Source organism: Promicromonospora sp. CA-289599, assembly GCF_050936155.1.
Taxonomy (GTDB): domain Bacteria; phylum Actinomycetota; class Actinomycetes; order Actinomycetales; family Cellulomonadaceae; genus Promicromonospora.
Map to the genome: position 1 here is coordinate 4,414,383 of NZ_JBNJNI010000001.1, position 21,107 is coordinate 4,435,489.

The window sequence follows — 21,107 nt, forward strand, 5'->3', positions numbered from 1 at the left end:
CCGATGCCCCCATCGAGATCCGCGAGCGGGCGGCCGCGCCGTCCGACACGAGCGACACGGACGACGACGCCGCTCACGAAGCATCCGCGGGGAGCACCGCGCGCCCCACCCTGACCGTCGACGACGTCGCCGAGCTGCGGCTGAGCGACCCGCGCGCACTGCGCGAGCGGCTCTTCACCCGCCCACGGCACCCGGGTTCGGTCCCGGGCGAGCGGTTCCTCGTCATCGCCGCCGACCATCCCGCGCGCGGCGCCGTGGCGGTGGGCGGCGACCCCATGGCGATGGCGGACCGGCGCGACCTCCTGCGCCGGACGGCGATCGCGCTCGGGCGGCCGGGCGTCGGGGGCTTCCTCGGCACCGCCGACCTCGTCGAGGAGCTCGCCGCGATGGGCGCGCTGGACGGCAAGCTGGTCTACGGGTCGATGAACCGGGGCGGTCTGGCCGGCTCGTCGTTCGAGCTGGACGACCGCTTCACCGGCTACGACGCGCGCGGCATCGCCGAGGCGGGTCTGGACGGCGGCAAGATGCTGCTGCGCATCGACCCGCAGGACCCCGCGTCCGTCGCCACGCTGGAGGCGAGCGCCCGCGCCGTCGACGAGCTCGCCGACCGGGGACTGGTCGCGATGGTCGAGCCGTTCATCTCCCGGCGGGTCGAGGGGCGTGTGCGCAACGACCTGACGCCCGACGCGGTGATGCGGTCCATCGCCATCGCATCCGGCCTGGGCCGCACGTCGGCCTATACGTGGCTCAAGCTGCCCGTCGTGGACGACATGGAGCGAGTCTTGGCGGCGTCGACCCTGCCCGCGCTCATCCTCGGCGGGGAGGTCAGCGGGGACCAGGACGCCGCCATGGCCGGCTGGGCCAAGGCGCTCGCGCTGCCGACGGTGCGCGGCCTGGTGATCGGCAGGTCCCTGCTGTACCCGCCGGGCGGCGACGTCGCGGCGGCCGTGGACGAGGCGGTGCGCCTGCTGTGACCAACCCTGCGCTGCACGACGCCGTACCGAACAAGCCTGCCGGGAACCACACCGCCGTGAAGGAAACCCCTGTGAACGATCTGATCCTCAGAGCGAGCGTCCCCGACGTACGCACCGGCGGCGCCGTCGCCGAGGTCACGCCCGAGCGGGCCGGCTGGGGCTACAGCGGCCTCCTGGTCCACGAGATCGCCCCGGGCGGGCAGCTCGGCCTGGAGCTCACCGCCGACGAGGCCGTCGTCGTACCGCTGCGTGGCAGCCTGCGCCTGGACGTCACCGACCCGAGCGGCGAGCACCACGACCTGTGGCTGACGGGCCGCGAGAGCGTCTTCGCCGGTCCGGCGGACATCGCCTACCTGCCGCTCGGCTCGACGGTGACGCTGCGGCCCGACGGCGGGGAGACACCCGACGGCGAGAGCGCCCGCGTCGCCATCGGCACCGCACGCGCCGGCCGGACGCTGCCCGTCCAGGTGCTCCGGGCGAGCGACGTGCCGGTCGACCTGCGCGGCGCGGGCCGGGCCAGCCGCCAGGTGCACAACTACACGATCGGCACGGCCGTCGACGTCGACCGCATCCTGGTCTGCGAGGTGCTCACGCCGGGCGGCAACTGGTCCAGCTACCCGCCGCACAAGCACGACGCGCACAGCGACGTCCCCGGCCACGAGGAACGTGAGCTGGAGGAGATCTACTACTTCGAGGTGGCCGACGGCCCGGCCGGCCCGGGGCTGGCGCACCACCAGGTGTACGGCACGGCGGACCGGCCGATCGAGGTCCTGGCCGAGGTCCGCACGGGCGACACCGTGCTGGTCCCGCACGGGTACCACGGGCCGTCCGCGGCGGCCCCCGGCTACGACCTGTACTACCTCAACGTCATGGCCGGCCCGGCCGACGACGGCACCTGGCTGTCCGTCGACGACCCTGCCCACCACTGGGTGCGCGAGACGTGGGCGTCGGAGCCCGTCGACCCGCGCCTTCCGCTGAATCTCACCGAGGAGCCCGCATGACCACCGTCCGCCTCACCGTCGGCCAGGCCCTGGTCCGCTTCCTCGCGCACCAGCACACCGAGCGCGACGGCGTGACCCAGCGGCTGTTCGCCGGCGCGTTCGGCATCTTCGGGCACGGCAACGTCGCGGGGTTCGGGCAGGGGCTGCTGCAGGCGCACGTCGAGGCCGCCGAGTCCGGCGTGCCGGTGGGCGAGACCGGACCCGACGAGCTGCCCTACCTGCTGGCCCGCAACGAGCAGGGGATGGTGCACGCCGCCGTCGGCTACGCCCGGACCAAGGAGCGGCTGCAGACCTTCGCGTGCACCGCGTCGATCGGCCCCGGCTCGACCAACATGGTCACGGGCGCGGCGCTCGCGACTATCGACCGGATCCCCGTGCTCCTGCTGCCCTCGGACGTCTTCGCGAACCGGCTCCCCGACCCGGTGCTGCAGCAGCTCGAGCACCCCGGCGGCCCCGACGTCACGGTCAACGACGCGTTCCGCCCGGTCTCAAGGTACTTCGACCGGATCTGGCGGCCCGAGCAGCTCCTGTCTAGCGCACCCGCCGCCATGCGCGTGCTGACCGACCCCGCCGAGACCGGCGCCGTCACCCTCTGCCTCCCGCAGGACGTGCAGGCCGAGGCCTACGACTGGCCCGTCGAGTTCTTCCGCGACCGCGTGTGGCACGTCGCGCGCCCCGTCCCGGAGCCCGCCGCGCTGGCACGTGCCGTCGAGGTGATCCGCTCCGCGAAGCGACCGCTCGTGGTCGCGGGCGGCGGCGTCGTCTACTCCGGGGCGAGCGAGGCGCTGCGTGCCTTCGCGACGGCGACCGGCATCCCCGTCGCCGACACGCAGGCCGGCAAGGGTGCGATCAACTGGGACCACCCGCTCGCCGTCGGGGGAGTGGGCGCCACGGGCAACGACGCCGCCAACGCGCTCGCGGCCACCGCCGACGTCGTCATCGGGGTGGGCACCCGCTACACGGACTTCACGACGGCGAGCCACACCGCCTTCCGTGACCCGGGCGTGCGGTTCGTCAACCTCAACGTCGCCGCCTTCGACGCCGCCAAGCACTCCGCGGAGATGCTGGTCGCCGACGCCCGCGAGGGGCTCGCCGCGCTCACCGACCTGCTCGCCGGACACACCACGGACGCGGAGTACCGGGCAGAGGTCACCCAGCGCGTGGCCGACTGGCAGGAGGTGACCGAACGCTGCTACCGCCTGGGACACGGGCCGCTGCCCGCCCAGACCGAGATCTTCGGGGCGCTCAACGAGCTGATGAGCGACGAGGACATCCTCATCAACGCCGCCGGCTCGATGCCGGGCGACCTGCAGGCGCTGTGGCGGGCGCGGACGCCGTCGCAGTACCACCTGGAGTACGGCTACTCCTGCATGGGCTACGAGATCCCGGCGGCCATGGGCGCGAAGCTGGCGGCGCCCGACCGGGAGGTGGTGGCGATCGTCGGCGACGGCACGTACCAGATGCTCCCGCAGGAGCTCGCGACCATCGTCTCCGAACGCATCAAGGTCATCGTGGTGCTGCTGCAGAACCACGGGTTCGCCTCGATCGGGGCGCTCTCCGAGTCGCGCGGCTCGCAGCGCTTCGGCACCAGGTACCAGATGCGCAACCCCGAGACCGGCCTGCTCGACGGCGACGACGTGCCCCTCGACCTGGTGCGCAACGCCGAGAGCTTCGGCGTCGACGTGCTGGCCGCCAAGAGCGTCGAGGACTTCCGCGCGGCCTTCCGCACCGCCGTCGCCTCCGACGCCGCGACCCTCATCCACGTCGAGACCGACCTGTACGGGCCCAACCCGCCCGGTTCGAGCTGGTGGGACGTGCCGGTGAGCGAGGTCTCCACCCTGTCCAGCACGCGTACCGCACGCACCGAGTACGACGCGGGCCGTGCCGCGCAACGGCACTACCTGTGACGCCGCGCCCCACCACCCCGGCCGCCCCGACCGACCCCACCCAGCCCGAGCGAGGTATCTGATGTCCCTGATCACCCACTGGATCGACGGCAAGCCGGTCGAGCCGTCCGGCGAGCGCACCCAACCCGTCTTCAACCCCGCGACGGGCGCCGAGATCGCGCGCCTCGGGCTCGGCACGGCCGCCGACGTCGACCGCGCGGTCGCCTCGGCCGCCGAGGCCTTCGAGACCTGGTCGCGGTACCCGCTCGGCAAGCGCGCCGCGGTGCTGTTCCGGTTCCGCGAGCTGCTCGCCGCGAGCACCGGCGAACTGGCGCGCCTGGTCAGCCGGGAGCACGGCAAGGTCGTGTCCGACGCCGCGGGCGAGGTGGGCCGCGGCCTCGAGGTCGTGGAGTTCGCCTGCGGCCTGCCGCACCTTCTCAAGGGCGAGTACTCGGAGCAGGCCGCCACGGGCGTCGACGTCTTCTCGTTCCGGGAGCCGCTCGGGGTGGTCGCGGGCATCACGCCGTTCAACTTCCCCGTCATGGTGCCGCTGTGGATGAGCCCCATGGCGATCGCCACCGGCAACACGTTCGTGCTCAAGCCGTCCGAGCGCGACCCGTCCGCCTCCCTGTTCCTGGCCGACCTGTGGCAGAAGGCCGGTCTGCCCGACGGCGTGTTCAACGTGGTCCAGGGCGACAAGGAGGTCGTGGACGCGATCCTGCACCACGACGACGTCGCTGCCGTCTCGTTCGTGGGCTCGACCCCGATCGCCAAGTACATCCATGCCACGGCGTCGGCGCAGGGCAAGCGTGTCCAGGCGCTCGGCGGCGCGAAGAACCACGGCGTGGTGCTGGCCGACGCCGATCTCGACGACGCGGTGAACCACCTGACCGCCGCGGCCTTCGGCGCGGCCGGCGAACGCTGCATGGCGATCTCGGTCGCGGTGGTCGAGGACTCGGTGGCCGACGCGCTCGTCGAGAAGCTCGCCGCCAAGGCCCGCGCGGTCAAGGTGACGTCCGGCGACCAGCCGGGGGCCGACATGGGCCCCGTCATCACCGCGGCCGCGAAGGAGCGCATCGAGGGCCTCATCGGCTCGGCCGAGCGCGACGGCGCCGAGCTCGTGGTCGACGGCCGCGGCCACACCGTGCCGGGCTACGAGGGCGGCTTCTTCGTCGGCCCGACCGTGATCGACCGGGTCGCCCCGGCACACGAGGTCTACCGCGAGGAGGTCTTCGGGCCGGTCATCGACGTCGTGCGCGTGTCCGGCCTGGCCGAGGCGATCGATGTGATCAACGCGAACCCCTACGGCAACGGCACCGCCGTCTTCACGAGCTCGGGCGAGTCCGCCCGCACCTTCCAGCGTGAGGTCAAGGTCGGCATGATCGGCGTCAACGTGCCGATCCCCGTCCCGGTCGCCTGGCACTCGTTCGGCGGGTGGAAGGACTCCCTGTTCGGCGAGAGCCACGTCTACGGACCCGAGGGCATCAAGTTCTACACGCGCGGCAAGGTCGTCACGCAGCGCTGGCCGCACCGCGAGCAGCGCGCCGACGCCTCGTTCCACTTCTCCGGCGACTCACAGAAGTAGGCGCTGCTGCAGGCGTTTGACCGGTAGTAAGTATGTCTTGACATGGGCTCTCGCAGCGGTAGCGTGGGTCACTCAGATCCTTCACAACGACGTGACTCAAGGAGCCCAGACGTGAACAGATCACACCTCGCCCGTGCGCTCGCCCTCGGCGGCGCACTGGCGCTGTTCCTCACCGCTTGCTCGGAGGGTGGGCGGCAGCAGGAGGACGACGCTCCCGCTGCCGCCGCCGAGAAGACCATGACCGCGGTGATGGTCACCCACGCCGGGCCCGGAGACACGTTCTGGGACATCGTCCGCCGCGGCGCCGAGGCCGCGGCCGAACGCTACGGCGTCGACCTGCAGTACTCGGGCGACCCGGACGCGGCACGCCAGAGCCAGCTCGCCCAGCAGGCGGTGGACCAGGGGACGGACGGCCTGGCGCTCACCTTCTCCAAGGGGGAGGCGATGCAGGGCGTGACGCAGAACGCCGTCGACGCCGACATCCCCGTCGTCGGCTTCAACGGCGGCATGGACGACGCGCTCGACTACGGCGCGTTCACGTTCATCGGCCAGGACGACGCTCTTGCGGGCGAGGCGCTCGGCGACCTGCTCACCGAGCAGGACCTCACGCACCCGATCTGCGTGATCCACGAGCAGGGCAACGTGGGCCTGGAGGCGCGCTGCGCCGGCGTCAAGGAGAAGCTCCCCGACACCGAGACGCTGTACGTGCAGGGCACCGACATGACGCAGGTGAGCTCGACGGTCACCGCCAAGCTCCAGTCCACGGCCGCCGCCGACGTCGTCATCGGCCTCGGCGCGCCCTTCACGCTCACCATCGTCGACGCGGTCGAGGAGACCGGGTCGGAGGCGCAGGTCGCCTCGTTCGACCTGAACGCCGACCTCGCGCAGGCGGTGGCCGACGGCGACGTGCTCGCCACGGTCGACCAGCAGCCCTACCTGCAGGGCTACATGGCGATCGAGTCGCTGTGGCTGCAGCACAACGGCGGCTTCGTGCTCGGCGGCGGCCAGCCCGTCTTCACCGGCCCGGCGATCATCGACCAGGACAACGCGGCCGACGTCCTCACGGGTGCCCAGGACGGCATCCGCTGATGGTCGCGGCCACCACCCCCGCGGAGGCGGCGTCACCGCCGCCTCCCGCCGACGAGCGCGTCGTGCGCCGCTCGCCGGTCGCGCGGCTGCTCGTGCGGCCCGAGATGGGCGCCGACGTCGGCGCGGTCGCCGTCTTCGCGTTCTTCGCGACCGTCGCCCCGGTGTTCACGCAGCTCTCGTCCGTCGCGACGGTGCTGTACGGGGCGTCGACCATCGGCATCATGGCCGTCGGCGTCTCGCTGCTCATGATCGGCGGCGAGTTCGACCTGTCCACCGGCGTCGCCGTCGTGTTCTCGGCGCTGACCGCCGCCCAGTTCTCGTGGTTCCTCGGCACCAACGTGTGGGTCGGTGTCGGGGTGGCCCTCGTCGTGTCGCTCGGGCTCGGCCTCCTCAACGGTTACCTGCTGATCGTGACCAGGCTGCCCTCGTTCATCGTCACGCTCGCGACCTTCCTGATGATCACCGGCGTCAACCTCGGCGTCACGAGGCTCGTGGCCGGCGGGGTCTCCAGCCCGTCGATCGCGGCGATGGACGGGTTCGAGTCGGCCCGCTCGGTGTTCGCCGCCAAGATCAGCTTCCTCGGCGTGCGCTGGGACGTGACAGTCATCTTCTGGCTGGCCCTCGTGGTGATCGCGACCCACCTGCTGGTCCGCACCCGCGTCGGCAACTGGATCTTCGCCGCGGGCGGGGACGAGCTGGCGGCGTCCGCGGTGGGCGTCCCCGTCGTCCGTACCAAGATCGGCCTGTTCATGGGCGTCGGGCTGTGTGCCTGGCTGCTCGGCATGCACAACCTGTTCGCGTTCGGCACGGTGCAGTCCGGCGAGGGCGTGGGCAACGAGTTCCTCTACATCATCGCGGCGGTGATCGGCGGGTGCCTGCTGACGGGCGGCTACGGCTCGGCGGTCGGCGGCGCCCTCGGCGCGCTCATCTTCGGCATGGTCAACAAGGGCATCGTCTACGCGCAGTGGAACCCGGACTGGTTCAAGTTCTTCCTCGGCCTCATGCTGCTCGTGGCCACTATCGTCAACCTCGTCGTCAAGGAGCGGGCGGAGCAGCGATGAGCACCAGCGGCGGCTCCCTCGTCCGGATGCGCGGGGTGGGCAAGCGGTACGGCAACATCCTCGCCCTGCAGGACGTCGACCTCGATGTAGTGGCGGGCAGCGTCACCTGCGTGCTCGGCGACAACGGTGCGGGCAAGTCCACGCTCATCAAGATCATCGCCGGCCGCCACCAGCACTCCGAGGGCGTCCTGGAGATCCACGGCGAGGAACGGACCCTCGGCTCGCCGCGCGAGGCCCTCGACCTCGGCATCGCCGCCGTCTACCAGGACCTCGCGGTCGTGCCGCTCATGCCCGTGTGGCGCAACTTCTTCCTCGGCTCCGAGCTGACCAAGGGGCGCGGCCCGGCTCGCATCCTCGACGTCAAGGAGATGCAGCGAATCACCAAGCAGGAGCTGCTCGACATGGGCATCGACCTGCGGGACGTGAACCAGCCGATCCACCAGCTCTCCGGCGGCGAGCGGCAGTGCGTGGCGATCGCGCGCGCCGTCCACTTCGGAGCCCGCGTGCTCATCCTCGACGAACCGACCGCCGCGCTCGGCGTCAAGCAGTCGGGCGTCGTGCTGCGCTACGTGCTGCGGGCGCGCGACCGGGGGCTCGGCGTCGTCTTCATCACCCACAACCCGCACCACGCGTACCCCGTCGGCGACCGGTTCCTGCTGCTCAAGCGTGGCCGCCCGCTCGGGTACCACGCGAAGAAGGACGTGACGCTCGACGAGCTGACGTCGCAGATGGCCGGCGGCGCCGAGCTCGCGGCGCTGGCACACGAGCTGGAGCAGTGACCCGAGGCTTGTCCTGACGCTTGTCCTGACGCTTGTCCCGAAAGAGATCCAAGGAGAAACCATGCGCATCGCGCTCATCGGCGCCGGACGGATCGGCGCCGTCCACGCCCGCTCGATCGCCGCGTCACCCGACGCCGAGCTCGTGCTCGTCGCCGACCCGGTCGACGGCGCCGCGGCGCGCCTCGCCTCGGCCCACGGCGCGGCGGCCACCACCGAGGTCGGCGACGTGTTCGCCGACGACGCGGTGGACGCGGTGGTCGTCGCCTCCCCGACCACCCACCACGTCGAGCAGATCCTCGCGGGCGTCGAGGCGGGCAAGGCCGTCCTGGCCGAGAAGCCGGTGGACCTCGACCTGGCCCGCGCCGACCGGTGCCTGGCTGAGGTCGGCGACCGCGCGCACCGCGTGATGCTCGGCTTCAACCGCCGGTACGACGCGGGCTTCGCGGAGATCCACCGCCGCGTGAGCGCCGGCGAGATCGGCGACCTCGAACAGCTCACGATCATCAGCCGCGACCCCGCCGCGCCGCCCGTCGGCTACCTCGCGGGGTCGGGCGGGATCTTCCGCGACATGACGATCCACGACCTCGACATGGCGCGGTTCTTCCTCGGCGACATCGTCGCCGTCCAGGCGGTACCGCAGCGCCTGGACCCCGCTTTCGCGGAGATCGACGACTACGACGCCGCGGTCGTCACCCTCACCGCCGCCTCCGGCGCCGTGGCGACGATCATCAACAGCCGGCACTGCGCGGCCGGGTACGACCAGCGGCTCGAGGCGTTCGGCCCGCGCGGCGCGCTGCGCGCGGAGAACCACACGGCGACGTCGGTAGTGCTCGACGCCGCGGGATCCTCGGGCGCCCGCGGCCCCTACCTCGACTTCTTCCTCGAACGCTACGCCGCCGCGTACACGAGCGAGCTCGCCGCCTTCGTGGCCGCGGTGCGCGAGGGCTCCGCGCCGACGCCGTCGCTGCTCGACGGGCGCCAGGCGCTGGCGCTCGCCGACGCCGCTACCGAGTCCGCGCGCACGGGCCGCAGCGTGGCCCCCGCCCCGGTGCCGTCGACGGCGTCGTCGGCCGCCGTCTGACCCCTGCCGGACCCCAACCCCACCCCGGACGAGAGAGAACGAGATGACCAGCGAGACGACGTCCTCCGGCGCCCCCACCAGCAAGGCGCGCAACACCGACCCGCGGTTCAGCAAGCTGACCGTCGGCGTCTGCCCTGACCAGTGGGGCGTGTGGTTCCCCGACGACGAGAAGCAGATCCCCTGGGAGAAGGCGCTGGCCGAGATGGCCGAGGCCGGCTTCGAGTACATGGAGACGGGCCCGTACGGCTACTTCCCGACCGACCCGAAGCGCCTGCAGAAGGTGATGGACGACAACGGCTTCACGGTCGTCGCCGGGACCGGCTGGGGCATCCTGCACAAGGCAGAGGCCTGGGCCGAGACCGAGAAGACCTTCCGGGCCATCGCGGAGACCCACGCGGCGGTCGGCGCGGAGTACATCGTCCACCTGCCGCCGCTGTTCCGCGACGACAGGACCTGGGAGTGGACCGACGACCGCGTGCTGACGCCGGACGCCTGGAAGCTCTACACCGAGAACGCCAACCGGCTCGGCCAGATCCTCAAGGACGAGTACGACCTGAAGATGGTGCTGCACCCGCACGGCGACAGCCACATCGAGACGCCGGAGGACATCGCGCGCGTGTTCGACGCGACCGACCCCGACTACGTCAACCTGTGCCTCGACACCGGCCACATCGTCTACGGCGGGGGAGACCCGCTGGAGATGGTGCGCGCCTACCCCGACCGCATCGCCTACGTGCACATCAAGGCCTTCGACGTCGAGCTGACCGAGCAGGCGCACAAGGAGGACTGGCCCTTCGGCGAGGCCGTCGCGCGCGGCGCGTCGGTCCGGCCCCCGGCCGGCGCCCCCGACATGCCCTCGCTCGTCGCCGCGCTGGCAGGCCTGGACAAGGACCTGTACGTCATCACCGAGCAGGACCTGTACCCGTGCGACCCGCGGCTGCCGCTGCCGAACGCCGTCATGACGCGCCAGTACCTGGCGTCGTGCGGCCTGGGCCTGCTCTGACGGGGCGGATCGGCGTCGGGCTGATCTCGGCGGGCTGGATGGGGGCCGTCCACTCGCACGCCTACCGGGCGCTGGGGGAGCGGTACCCGGAGCTCGACGTCGACGTCGTCCCCGTCATCGTCGCCGACACCTCCGCGCCCAACGCCGAGGCGGCCCGCCGACGCTTCGGCTACCGGTCGACGACGGCCGACTATCGCGACGTGCTCGCGCATCCCGAGGTCGACGTCGTGTCGATCTGCAGCCCCAACTACCTGCACCGCGAGCACGCGCTCGCGGCCGCGGCGGCCGGCAAGCCGTTCTGGGTGGAGAAGCCCATGGGCACCTCCGTCGGGCAGTCCCAGGACATCGCCGACGCCGCGCGGGACGCCGGGCTGGTCACCGCCGTCGGGTTCAACTACCGGCATGCCCCGGCGGTGGAGCACCTGCGGTCGCTGGTCCGGTCAGGGCGGCTCGGGCGGGTCAGGAACGTCCGGGTGGTGCTCGACGCCGACTACTCGTCCTCGCCCGCCGGGCCCCGGACCTGGCGGTTCGTGCGCGAGACGGCCGGGTCGGGGGTGCTCGGTGACCTGCTCAGCCACGGGTTCGACCTCGCGCAGTACGTGGTGGCTCCGGTGCGGGAGGTGACGGCGCTGACCGAGACGTTCCTTGCCGAGCGTCCGGCGCCGGCGGGTGGCGGCGTCGGGCACCAGGCCCATGGTGACCTCGACGGGGAGCTGCTGCCCGTGGAGAACGAGGACTACGCGGCGGTGCTCGCGCGGCTCGACGGCGGTGCGGTGGCGACCTTCGAGTCGTCCCGGGTGGCCGTGGGGCCGCGGTGCGGGTACGGCATCGAGGTGTTCGGGAGCCTTGGCACCGCCCGGTGGGACTTCGAGCGGATGAACGAGCTGGAGGTCTGCCTCGGGCCCGGTGACGCCGGGTACGGGTTCACGCGGGTGCTGACCGACGGGGCGCACGGGGAGTTCGGCCGGTTCAACCCCGGCGGGGGCATGGGGCTGAGCTTCGAGGACCTCAAGGTCATCGAGGGGGCGCAGTTCATCAGGTCGGTGCTTACCGGGGAACAGCTGGCGCCGTCGGTGGCGGACGGGCTCCAGGCGGCCCGGGTGGCGGCGGCCGCGGAGGCTTCTGCTGTCGACGGGCGGTGGCACGCTGTGGCCCGTTCGGGGGCCGTCGGGTGCCCGTAACAACTGGCGTCACTGTCGTACCTACCGGATATGATGGGGCGCGTCGGTCAGGCACCGGTTTGGAGGACCTCCGAGGTCACCCCTGGTTTCCGTGTCGGCATGACGGGCTGTGGCGCAGCTTGGTAGCGCATCTGCTTTGGGAGCAGAGGGTCGCTGGTTCGAATCCAGTCAGCCCGACCAGGGAAAACACGGTGGGGGAGTAGTTCGCTCCCCACCGTGTTCCCCACCAGAACCCCACTCATGCCCGCCCCTGGTAGGCCATCAGGGCCGCCGCAGCGAGGCTCAGCGCGTCGTCGTGTGCCCGGGCGTAGAGACTCGTTACCTGCAGGTCCTTGTGACCGACGATGTCACGTACGACATGGGGCGGCACCCCTGCCGCAAGAAGGTTCGTGACCGCCGTCGCGCGCAGGTCATGGATGCGGAAGCCGTCGAAGCCCAGGTCCGCGACAAGCTTCGTCCAATCGACCTTCCGGCGGAACGTCCGGACACGCAGCACCTTCTCCCGCTCAGACTCGATCACCAGAGCCGAACGCGGCCGACCGGCAATGAGCTCGTCGAGGGCTTCCACGAGGTGGAGCGGAACCGGCACGGTCCGTTCACCGCCCTTGGGTGGCCCCCACACGAGATTGCCCTCTCGCCAGTGCCCGGACTTGAGTTCGATGTTCTCGTCTATGGCGACCTCGGTCACGGACAGCTTGATCTGCATCACCCCACGCTTGAGGTCAACCTGACCGATCTTCAGCGCCGCCGCCTCGCCGTAACGGAGCCCAGCCGAGCCCATCAGATCCGCAATCGTCGCGTATCGGCCACCGCCTTTCTTGACCTTGATTGCGGTCACCAGGGTCCTCAACTGCTCAGGCGTGAGCGGTCGCCCAACACGCCGGTTGTCCCGGGCAGATGCATCCCCCGCCGGACGCTGAGCCGAACGAGCCGGATTCGCTCGAAGCAGGCCGTCACGCACAGCGACCCGCAAGACGGCCGACAGAGCGTTTCGAGCCTGCCTCACGGTGGAAGGTCCGGCACCAGCCGCCGCCCATGTGGTCTGTGCTCGCTCCACATCTCCGACCGTCAATGCCCCCACCTTGACCTTGCCGAGCGTGGGCAGGACGCGCTTCTCCCAGCCGCGCCGGTAGTGATCGAAGGTCTTTGGTGCGAGCTGACCACGCAGCACCGGTTCCGCCCGTTCCCACAAGCCGGACTCAGCGAGCGTCAGCCGCTCCACATCGATGGTCCGGCCCCGAGCGGTACCACGCTGCTCTCGCTCCCACTCCTCGGCATCTGTCTTCCGGTCGAACTCCTCCTCGACCTGACGACGCTCGCCATGCGGCGGATAGGTCCACACCCGAGCACGCCAGACGGTGTAGGTCTTCGTCCTGCTGTCCTTGTCGGTGTACTCGTAGACACGCTTCGTGACGCTCACGCCGCCACCTGCTGACCACGTGAGGCGATGAAGGCATCGACGTCGGAGGCGAGCCAGCGCCAAGCCCGGCCGACCTTCCACGCCTGCGGGATCGAGCGGTGCTTGCGGCGTGCCAGGTCTTGCAGGGTGCTCTCCGGCACGCGGAGAATCGCGGCCACCTCGGCCTGCGTCAGGATCTTGTCGTTCTGGTTCATCGGTACTTCCCCTTCCACATCCACCAAGTCGTTTGTCAGGCCGCGCGGGCCGGGTTCTTCTGTCCTGCCTTCCACTGCGCGTATTCGCGGGCACGAGCTGCCGCAGCCTCGGCGAGCTCCTTCTCACCGTTGGTGGCCCAGCCAGTTCCCGCGTAGGTCCACGAGCCGTCTACGACGAGCGTCGTTTCTTCGTCGTCGGCCAGCAGGCGGCGTTCCAGGTCGGCCACGTCCAGCGGCTCACCCGATCGCGCAGCTTCAGCGGCCAGACGGGCGAACCTGGCCCGGGCGGTCCGGAGGCGACCGAGGGTGACGGAGTAGCGGCGTGACTTGCTGGAGAAGTGACCCCGGAAGCCGAGCATGTGCGCCCACTTGGCCAGCAGCCGGTACGGCGAGTTGATGCACTCCCCGCACACGCACCCGTCCTCGTCCTCTTCTGGCTCATAGCCCGGGAGGCGGCAGGCGGTAGCGGCACGGTCGGCAAGGCGGCGGCACTGCCGGGTCAGCCGGGACAGGTGCGGCCGGGGAGCGGCCGGGTCCACGTCCGTGGACTTCGTGGCGTACTTCGCCAGATACCCCGCGACCTGTTCCGGGGACAGGGTGTCGGAGGAACGTGCCTCGTCGGCGACGCTGCCCGGTAGGCCAGTGCTCACGATCCGCGTATCAACCTGGACCCCGAAGGCCAGTTTGCGCGGCACGTCGGCACCATCGACCGGAACAGCTACGTACTCCACACCCAGCGCGGCAGAGGTGATCAGGTCTTCCAGCGTGTCCCCGTCCACCGGAGCCATCGACCCGGGACCGTCCGGGCCGTCCAGGCGGATCAGGGCGTGGAAGTGGACCGAGCCGCGCGCCTGGTACTCGGCCACCTTGGCGTACTGCACCGAGACCACGGACTTGAGCTCTGTGTCCGTGAGGCCGAGGTGTGCGGCCAGTGCACGGCGCAGAGCGATCGTGAACCGGCGCCAGAGCTCCGGGGCGTGCCATTGCCACACGACGGCGGAGTCCCAGTCGTAGCAGTCCCAGCACAGCGGAGCACCCACGACTGGTTCGTTCTCGAGGTGGACGCGCATGCAGGACATTGAGCGGCCGTGCTTGCAGACCTTGTTGCGGTCGAAGGGGCGGCACCTGCCACCGGTCTTGTGCCCGTCCTTCTTCCGGATGCCGTGGACGTGGCCGAACGAGGGCGCGGTCAGGGTGGCGAACACCAGCGGAGCCTCAGCCACCGACTCGGGCACGGTCTTGCCACCGAGGAGGCCGGAGCGGATCATCGCGAACGTGTCCCGGGCGTAGACGCGGGAGCAGGCCGGGCAGATGTCGGCACGCCGGTTGCCGCAGGGCCGGTAGAGCTGCCCCATGGGGGAATCGGCCGAGTGGAACTCGGAGATGACTTCACCGGTGGTGGTGTCCACGGTCATGGATGAGCCGTTGAGCTTGATCGGGTGCGAGCAGTACCCGACGGCGGCAGCGGTCTCGGAGAAGGCTTCGAGGGCGGAGCGGAAGGACCGGCCCCGGGCCGACTGGGTAGCGAACCCCAGGGCACCGGGACCGACCTCCAATGGTGCGTGATCCCCGAACCCGGAGAACGTCGGAGCGGTGGTCATGCTGCCGAGCCGAGTTCGAGCCCAGGCAGGGTGTCCTGCACCGGCACCAGCTCGTCATCCAGCCAGACGGTGCGGTCCCTGCCTGCCCAGAACCCCGCGGTGGTCGTCGTGGTGGCGACTTCGAGGGCGCAGGTAGCCAGGACCGGGCAGGAGGCGCACACCCGGGCCATGAGCGCCACGGCAAGAGGTGAGGGGGGCTGAGTCCAGGGCAGGTCCTGGTTTTCCGGGCGGGCGCAGGCGGCACCACGCAGGGAGTCCGGGGCGGCGATCATGCGTCGGCCCCCACCAGGCCGGGCAGGTCCAGGGCATCCTGAGTGACCGGCCGGACACGGCCCAGACGCGGACGCCGAGCGACCGGAGCAGCAGCGACGGGGGAGCGTTCCAATTCGGCCGGCACGGGAACCGGGTCCGGAACCGGCTCCGGCGTCACGTCGACGGGAGCAGCCGACTCGATAGCAGCCGGAGCAGGCTCGGCGGCAGTGATGGGCTCAGCGACTGGGACCGGCTCCGGCTCGACGACGGGCGTGTGAGCGACCACGAGGGACGCCAGCGCGTGGGTCGAGGTCAGCACCGACAGCGGAGCCAGCGCCACCAGGACAACGCCGACGATCGTGCGCAGCTCCGGCCCCACGTCGTAGGCGTGCGCGGCGTTCGCGCCGATAGACACGACGGTGAAGCCGAGCATCAGGGTCCAGGCCCACGCCGACGACGACCCCCGGGCCCGCAGCACCAGCGCCACCAGGCCGTAGACGAGCACCGAGGCGTCGATGACAACGGGGACGAGGAACGCCAGGGACTCCGGGACCTTGCCCCACAGCGCCGCATCCCGCAGCGACGCGAACGACAGGGCGAACGACGCGAGAGCGACGGCGACGGTCAGGACGACGGTGAAGACCAGGACGGGCCGGGAGTCGGCCGCGATCCGCACGGCAGGCCGTGCAGTGGTGGGGCGGTTCATGACTGGACCTCCTCAGTGGATTCGGCCGCAGGGGCCGGGCGGGGCGCACGAGGTGCGCGGGGCTTGCGGGGAGCGCGTGGCTTGCGCTGACGCGGGGCCGGAGCGTCGTCGTCGTTGCTGGTCTTGCTCGGCTCGTTGTCGTTCGTGACGGTGGTGGTGTCGACGAGGGCGAGGTGGCCGGAGGCTTTGGCCCAGGCGTTGACGGCGTCCTGCCCGTGGCGGGGCTCCGGCGCGGAGTGGAAGGCGGGTGCGGCGTACCGGGTGGCGGTCTCGCGGATGAGGTCGTCGGGCCAGTAGGTGAACCGGACCATGACGGGTGCGCCGTCCTCGCGGACCAGGTACCCGGTGCCGGGGTCTGAGCGGGAGATCTCGTGAGCGGGTGCCTGGAGCGCGGCGGGGCCGAGGACCATGTCTGACTCGACGTCGGAGTCCAGGCGGAGGGCGATCTTCTGGGAGTAGAGGTTGCGCTGCCCGACGGCTTCCTGTCGGGGGTTCTGCACGCAGGAGACGACCACGACTCCGAGGGCGCGGCCCTGGGTGAGGATCTTGGACATGAGGCGGTCGGCCTCGCGGCGGGTCTCGAAGTCGCTGTAGGCCATCAGGTCGGCGAGCTCGTCGATCATCAGGACGTGCAGCGGATCAGCGGCCGTCGGGACGTGGAGGCGGGAGACCCCGCGCATGTTCTCCTTGCGGCGGTCGATCACCCGCATGAGGGCACGTAGGACTTCGATGGCGTCTTCGGCGGTGTAGGCGACGCGGCCGAACAGGGACCGGCCCATCTCCAGCTCGACGCCGCCCTTGAGGTCCAGACCCCAGGCGCACACGGTGCCGTCGTGGATCGCGGGGGCGAGACCACCGATGACCGACCACAGGACCGACCCCTTGCCCGCGCCGGTCGCACCCACGACGAGGGTGTGACGGCCCCGCACGACCATTTCCGCGACATGACCCGTACGAGCCAGGCCCACGGGCAGGGCATCCGGGTTGGCGCCCTCGGGGACGGGCATGCGGGCGGTGACCGGCGCGATGCGGTAGGTCGTGAACAGGGCGAGGTCGAGGACGCCGGGCTTGACCGGGGTGACCTCGAACCCGTGCGCCCGGTAGGCCGACGCGATCGCGGGGGCGGCGCGGTGCAGGGTGTCGGGGGTCTGGCCGGGGAACGTCTCGATCCGCAGCACGACCGCGCCGGGCTGGTGGGCGACGTGCCGCAGCCGGGAGATGGTCACGGTGCCGTCCGGCTCGGTGCGGTAGAGGCTGCAGGAGCGGGCGACCTCGGGCCAGTACGCGGCGACCTTGTTCGCGTGCACCCGACGCCGGTAGCGGGCCGGGGCGATCATCGCGAACAGGCCGACCGCGAGGCCCGGGGACCAGAACACCAGCAGCGCCAGGAGCGGGCCAGTGATCCGGTCCCCGGGGACCTCGGCCAGGGTGAGGATGCCCCACCAGCCAACCGAGACGACGACGCCGAACACCGTCGGCATCCAGTGCTTGACGGCCCACACGGTCAGTGCCCGGGTGAACATCCAGTCGCGGTAGACGATCCACGCGGCGACCCGCCAGACCTTGCCCATCCGGTCGTTGCGCCCCACGGTGGAGGCGCGGACCGTGGCACGAGCCGAGGAGACTCGCTCATCCAGACGAGCACGCAGGCCCGTGTTCGGCGTCGTCGTGGCGTTCATCGGTCCCGTCCCTCCTTCTCGATCTCGTCGTTGACCCTGCGCCAGGCGGTGTGGGCGGCCTCGTGCGCGTCCTTGACCGCCGCAACGGCACCGCCCAGGGCCTGAGCCAGGTCCTGATCCAGACCGGTCTCGGTGACCCAGTCCTGCATCCGCGCGACCATGACCCGGGCGGTCTCCAGGTCGTTGCCCATCCCGTTGAGAAGTTCCGGGTAGTCCTTCTTGCTGATTCGTCGGTTGAACATCAGTGCTGTCCTTCCTGCTCGGCCCGCTTGAACGCGGTGCGGAAATCGATGAGGAGCGTGTGAACCTGGCGGCTCAGTTCGCGGGCGCGGTCGCCCAGGTCGTGGTCGAGTTCTCCGACCTGCCCGGCAGCCGCTTGCATGGCCTCGTCGGCGGTGTTCATGTGCCGGTAGCCGGACTCGAAGTGGTGGACGTCCTCCGGCTCCAGGACTCGGCGCTTGTCTCGCCTGATCAGCTCGAACATCACTGGCCCTCGGTCTCAGCAGCCAGGCGGCGGGACACGTCCTCACGCGCCGCACGGATACGGGCAGCCACGGCCCGCAGCTCTTCCAGGGCCGGGTCGTGGGCGTTGGTGTACCGGCTCAGCGCCTCCAGCGGCACGAGCGCCAGGCCCACATCGGCGTTCGCTTCACGCAGCCGGTAGGCGGCCTCGTCCAGCGCATCGACCGCACGCCGGTTGACCGCCCGGGTCGTTTCATCCAGTGCCATCAGATCTTCCCTTTCTGGTCCTGTCGGCCGACCCACTGGCCGGACTCGTCGTAGAACTCGGGCCGTTCCACCCGGTGCGCGGTGTTGGCTGCGCGGCGAATTTCCTGCTGCAAGGGCTTGGTGCCCTCGTGCAGACCCCGGACCTGGTCAGCGGCACCCAGTGCCCCAACGCGGTCGAGGGTCTGCGCTGCGCTGTCCAGGGCGTTGACGGCCTGAAACAGGTAGTCAGCCGCAACGGCCAGCGCCGCCGCCCGGGACATCAGGCCACCGCCTGCAGGTCGGCCGGGGCGGACCAGCCCCACGGGCGCAGCGCGGGCAGCGCACCCAGACGCAGATCGGAAGCCACCTGGACCGTCACCCCGTCCAGGGAGCCCTCCCAGTAGGTGTGTGCACCTCGGCCGGTGGCCTCACCGTCACCCGTAGCGGGCACGTCGGTCGGCCCGGTCAGGTCCAGCCGGTCGGCGAGGTCCGACGCCTGCATCGGGTCGGGCACGGTCACGTACAGGTGCCCCAGGCTGTAGACGTTGACGCCCTGGACCCGGTTGTCCCCGGTCAGATCGGCCACGAAAGCGGCGACCCTCAGCACGGCCCCCATCGAGGGGGCGGGAACCGAAGCGCCCGCCCCCGGGGTGTCATGGGTCGTCATGATCAAGCCGCCTTACCGGCGTCCGGGCGGGCCGGGGAGGGCACGTCGGCCTTGCCCGGGGCGCAGATGTCATCGGCCTTGTACGACCACGCCAGACGCGGCCGGTTGCCGTTGTCGTCCACGTACGGCAGCGCCGTCAGGCCGACGAACTCGATGAACCGCATCGTCATCGTGCCCATCCCCGGCACCGTCACCTCCACCGGCGACGGCGGCACCGGCTGCACCCGGGCGGCGATCTTCACCGACACGCCCGCCTCGTTCTTGCCCGCCTCCTCGTCACGGTCGGTCACCACCACCTGCCACAGCGGCAGGCCCGTCTCCTTGTCGAGCTGCTGCGGACGCGACCCGTCCTCACGCTTCGGAGCGTTGAAGTCCGCCACCGGCTGGACCTCACCCTTCATCTCCACACCCGCCGGGAACACGTCCGAGTGGTTCACCGCGAACCGTCGCTGCATCGCCATGTCTGTCTCCCTGTGTTGAGGGGCCTAAACACCAGGCCCGCTAGGTAACCCTTCGAAGTTGAGGGGTCTAAACACGAAGGTATGCCCGATCGCCCGTCCCGTCAAGGGGTCTAAACTCAGGAACTATGGATACCGACGAGTTCGAGCAGATCAGGGCGGAGAAAGACCCCCTCCGTCAGGCGCAACGCGCCACCGAACTCATCGACGTCTACAAGAACCGAAGCGCCGAGCTCGCCCGCCTGCGCAGGACCGCGATCGATCGTGCGTACGCCGACGGTCGCTCCTACACCGATATTGCGAAGGCAAGTGGCGTCACCAAGGGCCGAATCACGCAGATCCGAAAGAGCGCCCCGCCAGTGGCCCGCGCGTTCTTCGGCGTCGGACCCGTCACGGTCGCGATACCTCGGCGTGCGCTCGACGAGCGCCCACGGGGTGTCATCGCCAGCGAAGACCAAGCAGCAGCAGATGCGATGGCGGAACTGCTGGTACTCCTCGGGCACCAGCCCCGCTCCTTCGAGATCCCGCCCAGCGGCGCGTGGGAGCCGCCCGCCGACGCCGTAGCGATCTGTGGCCCCAAGTCGTCTCACGTCACGGCCCAGGCGATCGAGTCCGATCCCTACCTGTCCTTCGAGCCGGATGTCGAGGGCCGATGGGTCATCACGGATCGTCAGACCGGTAGCGTGTTCGTGTCGCCGTATGACGTCGGTGACAAGACGCGAGACATTGCCTACGTGGCGCGCCTCGTCCGCAACAACCGACAGGTGCTCGTCGTCGCAGGTGTGCACGCCCTCGGATCGATCGGGGCAGTGGAGTACCTCCGACGCAACCTCGATGACCTGTTCGGCGTCGTGAAGGAACAGCCGTTCTCGCTCGTCGTCGCGAGCACCTTCGACGACCTGACCGTGACCGAGACCGAAGCGCTATGGGGGCCGAAGGTTCACTCGTGAAGACATACGCTGCCACTCTTGCCGGAGCATCCCGAAACCAAGACCGCTACGTCACTGGAGACAGGTTCGCCGCTGTGCTCGACGGTGCGACCTCCGTAGCCGGAGACCGGTCCCATGACCCAGGCTGGTACGCGGAACAGCTCGCGGACGCCATCGAGAAGACGGTGCCACAAGGCGGCTCCCTCGCGGGCGCTGTCGAGGAAGCGATACGCGCCGTGTGCGACGCCCACGGACTGACCCGGGACACCACACCCACCAGCACCATCGCTCTGGCCCGATGGTCGGACGACACCGTCGAGACGTACATGCTGGGCGACAGCTACGGCGTCGTTCTCTACGCGGACGGCACCGAGGCCGTGCACACCGATGACCGCCTGGACACCGTCGCCGCCGACGAACGGGCCGCATACCGGAAGCGCCTGGCGGTCGGGCACGGATACGACGACGACCACCGTGCCTTACTGCTCGACCTGCAAGCCGAGCAGGCCCGACGCTGCAACCGGCCTGGTGGCTACTGGATAGCCGGAGCCCAACCAGAAGCCGCACGCCACGGGATCACGACAACTGAGGGCCGAGCGGGAGTTTCAGCGTTCGTGCTCGCAAGCGATGGTGTCGACCCGGCGCGCCACCCTGACGCTACGACCTGGCGGGACCTCTACAACGAGGCTCGCTGCGACGGCGCGGGCGCAACGCTCAGGCGCATCCACGACGCTGAGACCACCGACCCCGACGGGCGGCGCTGGCCTCGGGCCAAACTCCACGACGACAAGACATTCGTCGTTGTCGAATTCTGATCGGCCAGGCACCTTCCGTGTAGTGGCCTGAGTTCACT

At 70.6% G+C, this 21,107-nt stretch carries 24 protein-coding genes and 1 tRNA gene; 13 read left to right on the forward strand and 12 right to left on the reverse strand.

Features of this window, described 5'->3' with window-relative positions:
- Positions 1 to 158 precede the first annotated feature (158 nt).
- The 11 genes from ACQEVI_RS19655 to ACQEVI_RS19705 all read left to right on the forward strand — a co-directional run bounded on the left by ACQEVI_RS19655 (position 159) and on the right by ACQEVI_RS19705 (position 11,820).
- Complete coding sequence (locus ACQEVI_RS19655; protein ID WP_432906022.1) at positions 159 to 974, forward strand: Cgl0159 family (beta/alpha)8-fold protein; 816 nt, start codon at positions 159 to 161, stop codon at positions 972 to 974.
- A 71-nt stretch (positions 975 to 1,045) separates the two neighbouring features.
- Positions 1,046 to 1,975 (forward strand): 5-deoxy-glucuronate isomerase, encoded by a 930-nt coding sequence (gene iolB, locus ACQEVI_RS19660; protein WP_432901875.1) that lies wholly within the window; start codon positions 1,046 to 1,048, stop codon positions 1,973 to 1,975.
- A complete protein-coding gene (iolD, locus tag ACQEVI_RS19665; RefSeq protein ID WP_432901877.1) occupies positions 1,972 to 3,882 on the forward strand; it encodes a 3D-(3,5/4)-trihydroxycyclohexane-1,2-dione acylhydrolase (decyclizing) in 1,911 nt (636 codons plus the stop codon). Before iolB ends, iolD begins: the two co-directional genes overlap by 4 nt.
- 61 nt (positions 3,883 to 3,943) lie before the next feature.
- Positions 3,944 to 5,446: a CoA-acylating methylmalonate-semialdehyde dehydrogenase gene (locus ACQEVI_RS19670; protein ID WP_432901879.1), complete on the forward strand. Its 1,503-nt coding sequence runs from the start codon at positions 3,944 to 3,946 to the stop codon at positions 5,444 to 5,446.
- Positions 5,447 to 5,557: 111 nt separating this feature from the next.
- A complete protein-coding gene (locus ACQEVI_RS19675) occupies positions 5,558 to 6,535 on the forward strand; it encodes a substrate-binding domain-containing protein (RefSeq protein WP_432901881.1) in 978 nt (325 codons plus the stop codon).
- A complete protein-coding gene (locus tag ACQEVI_RS19680) occupies positions 6,535 to 7,596 on the forward strand; it encodes an ABC transporter permease (protein WP_432901882.1) in 1,062 nt (353 codons plus the stop codon). Before ACQEVI_RS19675 ends, ACQEVI_RS19680 begins: the two co-directional genes overlap by 1 nt.
- Positions 7,593 to 8,375, forward strand: a complete 783-nt coding sequence (locus ACQEVI_RS19685) for an ATP-binding cassette domain-containing protein (RefSeq protein WP_432901884.1) — start codon at positions 7,593 to 7,595, stop codon at positions 8,373 to 8,375. Before ACQEVI_RS19680 ends, ACQEVI_RS19685 begins: the two co-directional genes overlap by 4 nt.
- Before the next feature lie 61 nt (positions 8,376 to 8,436).
- A complete protein-coding gene (gene iolG / locus ACQEVI_RS19690) occupies positions 8,437 to 9,456 on the forward strand; it encodes an inositol 2-dehydrogenase (RefSeq protein WP_432901886.1) in 1,020 nt (339 codons plus the stop codon).
- A 43-nt stretch (positions 9,457 to 9,499) separates the two neighbouring features.
- The gene (locus ACQEVI_RS19695) at positions 9,500 to 10,459 is read left to right on the forward strand and encodes a TIM barrel protein (RefSeq protein WP_432901888.1); all 960 of its coding nucleotides are present in this window, start codon (positions 9,500 to 9,502) and stop codon (positions 10,457 to 10,459) included.
- Positions 10,438 to 11,640, forward strand: coding sequence for a Gfo/Idh/MocA family protein (locus ACQEVI_RS19700; RefSeq protein WP_432901890.1), 1,203 nt, complete (start codon positions 10,438 to 10,440; stop codon positions 11,638 to 11,640). Before ACQEVI_RS19695 ends, ACQEVI_RS19700 begins: the two co-directional genes overlap by 22 nt.
- Positions 11,641 to 11,743: 103 nt before the next feature.
- Positions 11,744 to 11,820: transfer RNA gene (locus tag ACQEVI_RS19705), tRNA-Pro, on the forward strand.
- Positions 11,821 to 11,878: 58 nt separating this feature from the next.
- On the opposite strand, the gene ACQEVI_RS19710 is transcribed toward ACQEVI_RS19705, so the two are convergent.
- From ACQEVI_RS19710 to ACQEVI_RS19765, 12 genes are read right to left on the reverse strand one after another with little or no spacing between them, the layout of a single operon-like run.
- A complete protein-coding gene (locus tag ACQEVI_RS19710; RefSeq protein WP_432901892.1) occupies positions 11,879 to 13,060 on the reverse strand; it encodes a tyrosine-type recombinase/integrase in 1,182 nt (393 codons plus the stop codon).
- Complete coding sequence (locus ACQEVI_RS19715; protein WP_432901894.1) at positions 13,057 to 13,254, reverse strand: helix-turn-helix transcriptional regulator; 198 nt, start codon at positions 13,252 to 13,254, stop codon at positions 13,057 to 13,059. Before ACQEVI_RS19715 ends, ACQEVI_RS19710 begins: the two co-directional genes overlap by 4 nt.
- 35 nt (positions 13,255 to 13,289) lie before the next feature.
- Positions 13,290 to 14,855, reverse strand: coding sequence for a replication initiator (locus ACQEVI_RS19720; protein ID WP_432901896.1), 1,566 nt, complete (start codon positions 14,853 to 14,855; stop codon positions 13,290 to 13,292).
- Entirely contained in the window at positions 14,852 to 15,127 is a 276-nt protein-coding gene (locus ACQEVI_RS19725) for a hypothetical protein (protein WP_432901898.1), read from the reverse strand. The genes ACQEVI_RS19720 and ACQEVI_RS19725 overlap by 4 nt, the downstream gene beginning before the upstream one ends.
- Positions 15,124 to 15,813 (reverse strand): DUF2637 domain-containing protein, encoded by a 690-nt coding sequence (locus ACQEVI_RS19730; RefSeq protein ID WP_432901900.1) that lies wholly within the window; start codon positions 15,811 to 15,813, stop codon positions 15,124 to 15,126. The genes ACQEVI_RS19725 and ACQEVI_RS19730 overlap by 4 nt, the downstream gene beginning before the upstream one ends.
- Positions 15,810 to 17,492, reverse strand: a complete 1,683-nt coding sequence (locus tag ACQEVI_RS19735; RefSeq protein WP_432901902.1) for an FtsK/SpoIIIE domain-containing protein — start codon at positions 17,490 to 17,492, stop codon at positions 15,810 to 15,812. The genes ACQEVI_RS19730 and ACQEVI_RS19735 overlap by 4 nt, the downstream gene beginning before the upstream one ends.
- Entirely contained in the window at positions 17,489 to 17,734 is a 246-nt protein-coding gene (locus tag ACQEVI_RS19740; RefSeq protein WP_432901904.1) for a hypothetical protein, read from the reverse strand. The genes ACQEVI_RS19735 and ACQEVI_RS19740 overlap by 4 nt, the downstream gene beginning before the upstream one ends.
- The gene (locus tag ACQEVI_RS19745) at positions 17,734 to 17,976 is read right to left on the reverse strand and encodes a hypothetical protein (protein ID WP_432901906.1); all 243 of its coding nucleotides are present in this window, start codon (positions 17,974 to 17,976) and stop codon (positions 17,734 to 17,736) included. The genes ACQEVI_RS19740 and ACQEVI_RS19745 overlap by 1 nt, the downstream gene beginning before the upstream one ends.
- Positions 17,976 to 18,221 carry a hypothetical protein gene (locus ACQEVI_RS19750; RefSeq protein WP_432901908.1) on the reverse strand — a complete coding sequence of 82 codons (246 nt, stop codon included), beginning with the start codon at positions 18,219 to 18,221 and terminating at the stop codon, positions 17,976 to 17,978. The genes ACQEVI_RS19745 and ACQEVI_RS19750 overlap by 1 nt, the downstream gene beginning before the upstream one ends.
- Positions 18,221 to 18,481: a hypothetical protein gene (locus tag ACQEVI_RS19755; RefSeq protein WP_432901910.1), complete on the reverse strand. Its 261-nt coding sequence runs from the start codon at positions 18,479 to 18,481 to the stop codon at positions 18,221 to 18,223. The genes ACQEVI_RS19750 and ACQEVI_RS19755 overlap by 1 nt, the downstream gene beginning before the upstream one ends.
- Positions 18,481 to 18,867 (reverse strand): hypothetical protein, encoded by a 387-nt coding sequence (locus tag ACQEVI_RS19760; protein WP_432901912.1) that lies wholly within the window; start codon positions 18,865 to 18,867, stop codon positions 18,481 to 18,483. The genes ACQEVI_RS19755 and ACQEVI_RS19760 overlap by 1 nt, the downstream gene beginning before the upstream one ends.
- Before the next feature lie 2 nt (positions 18,868 to 18,869).
- On the reverse strand, positions 18,870 to 19,328 hold the full coding sequence (locus ACQEVI_RS19765) for a plasmid replication, integration and excision activator (RefSeq protein ID WP_432901914.1): 459 nt from the start codon (positions 19,326 to 19,328) through the stop codon (positions 18,870 to 18,872).
- Positions 19,329 to 19,453: 125 nt separating this feature from the next.
- On the opposite strand from ACQEVI_RS19765, the gene ACQEVI_RS19770 reads away from it, so the two are divergent.
- Together ACQEVI_RS19770 and ACQEVI_RS19775 are read left to right on the forward strand one after the other, a co-directional pair.
- Positions 19,454 to 20,275 carry a hypothetical protein gene (locus tag ACQEVI_RS19770; protein ID WP_432901916.1) on the forward strand — a complete coding sequence of 274 codons (822 nt, stop codon included), beginning with the start codon at positions 19,454 to 19,456 and terminating at the stop codon, positions 20,273 to 20,275.
- Positions 20,272 to 21,069 carry a hypothetical protein gene (locus ACQEVI_RS19775; protein WP_432901918.1) on the forward strand — a complete coding sequence of 266 codons (798 nt, stop codon included), beginning with the start codon at positions 20,272 to 20,274 and terminating at the stop codon, positions 21,067 to 21,069. Before ACQEVI_RS19770 ends, ACQEVI_RS19775 begins: the two co-directional genes overlap by 4 nt.
- Positions 21,070 to 21,107 lie beyond the last annotated feature (38 nt).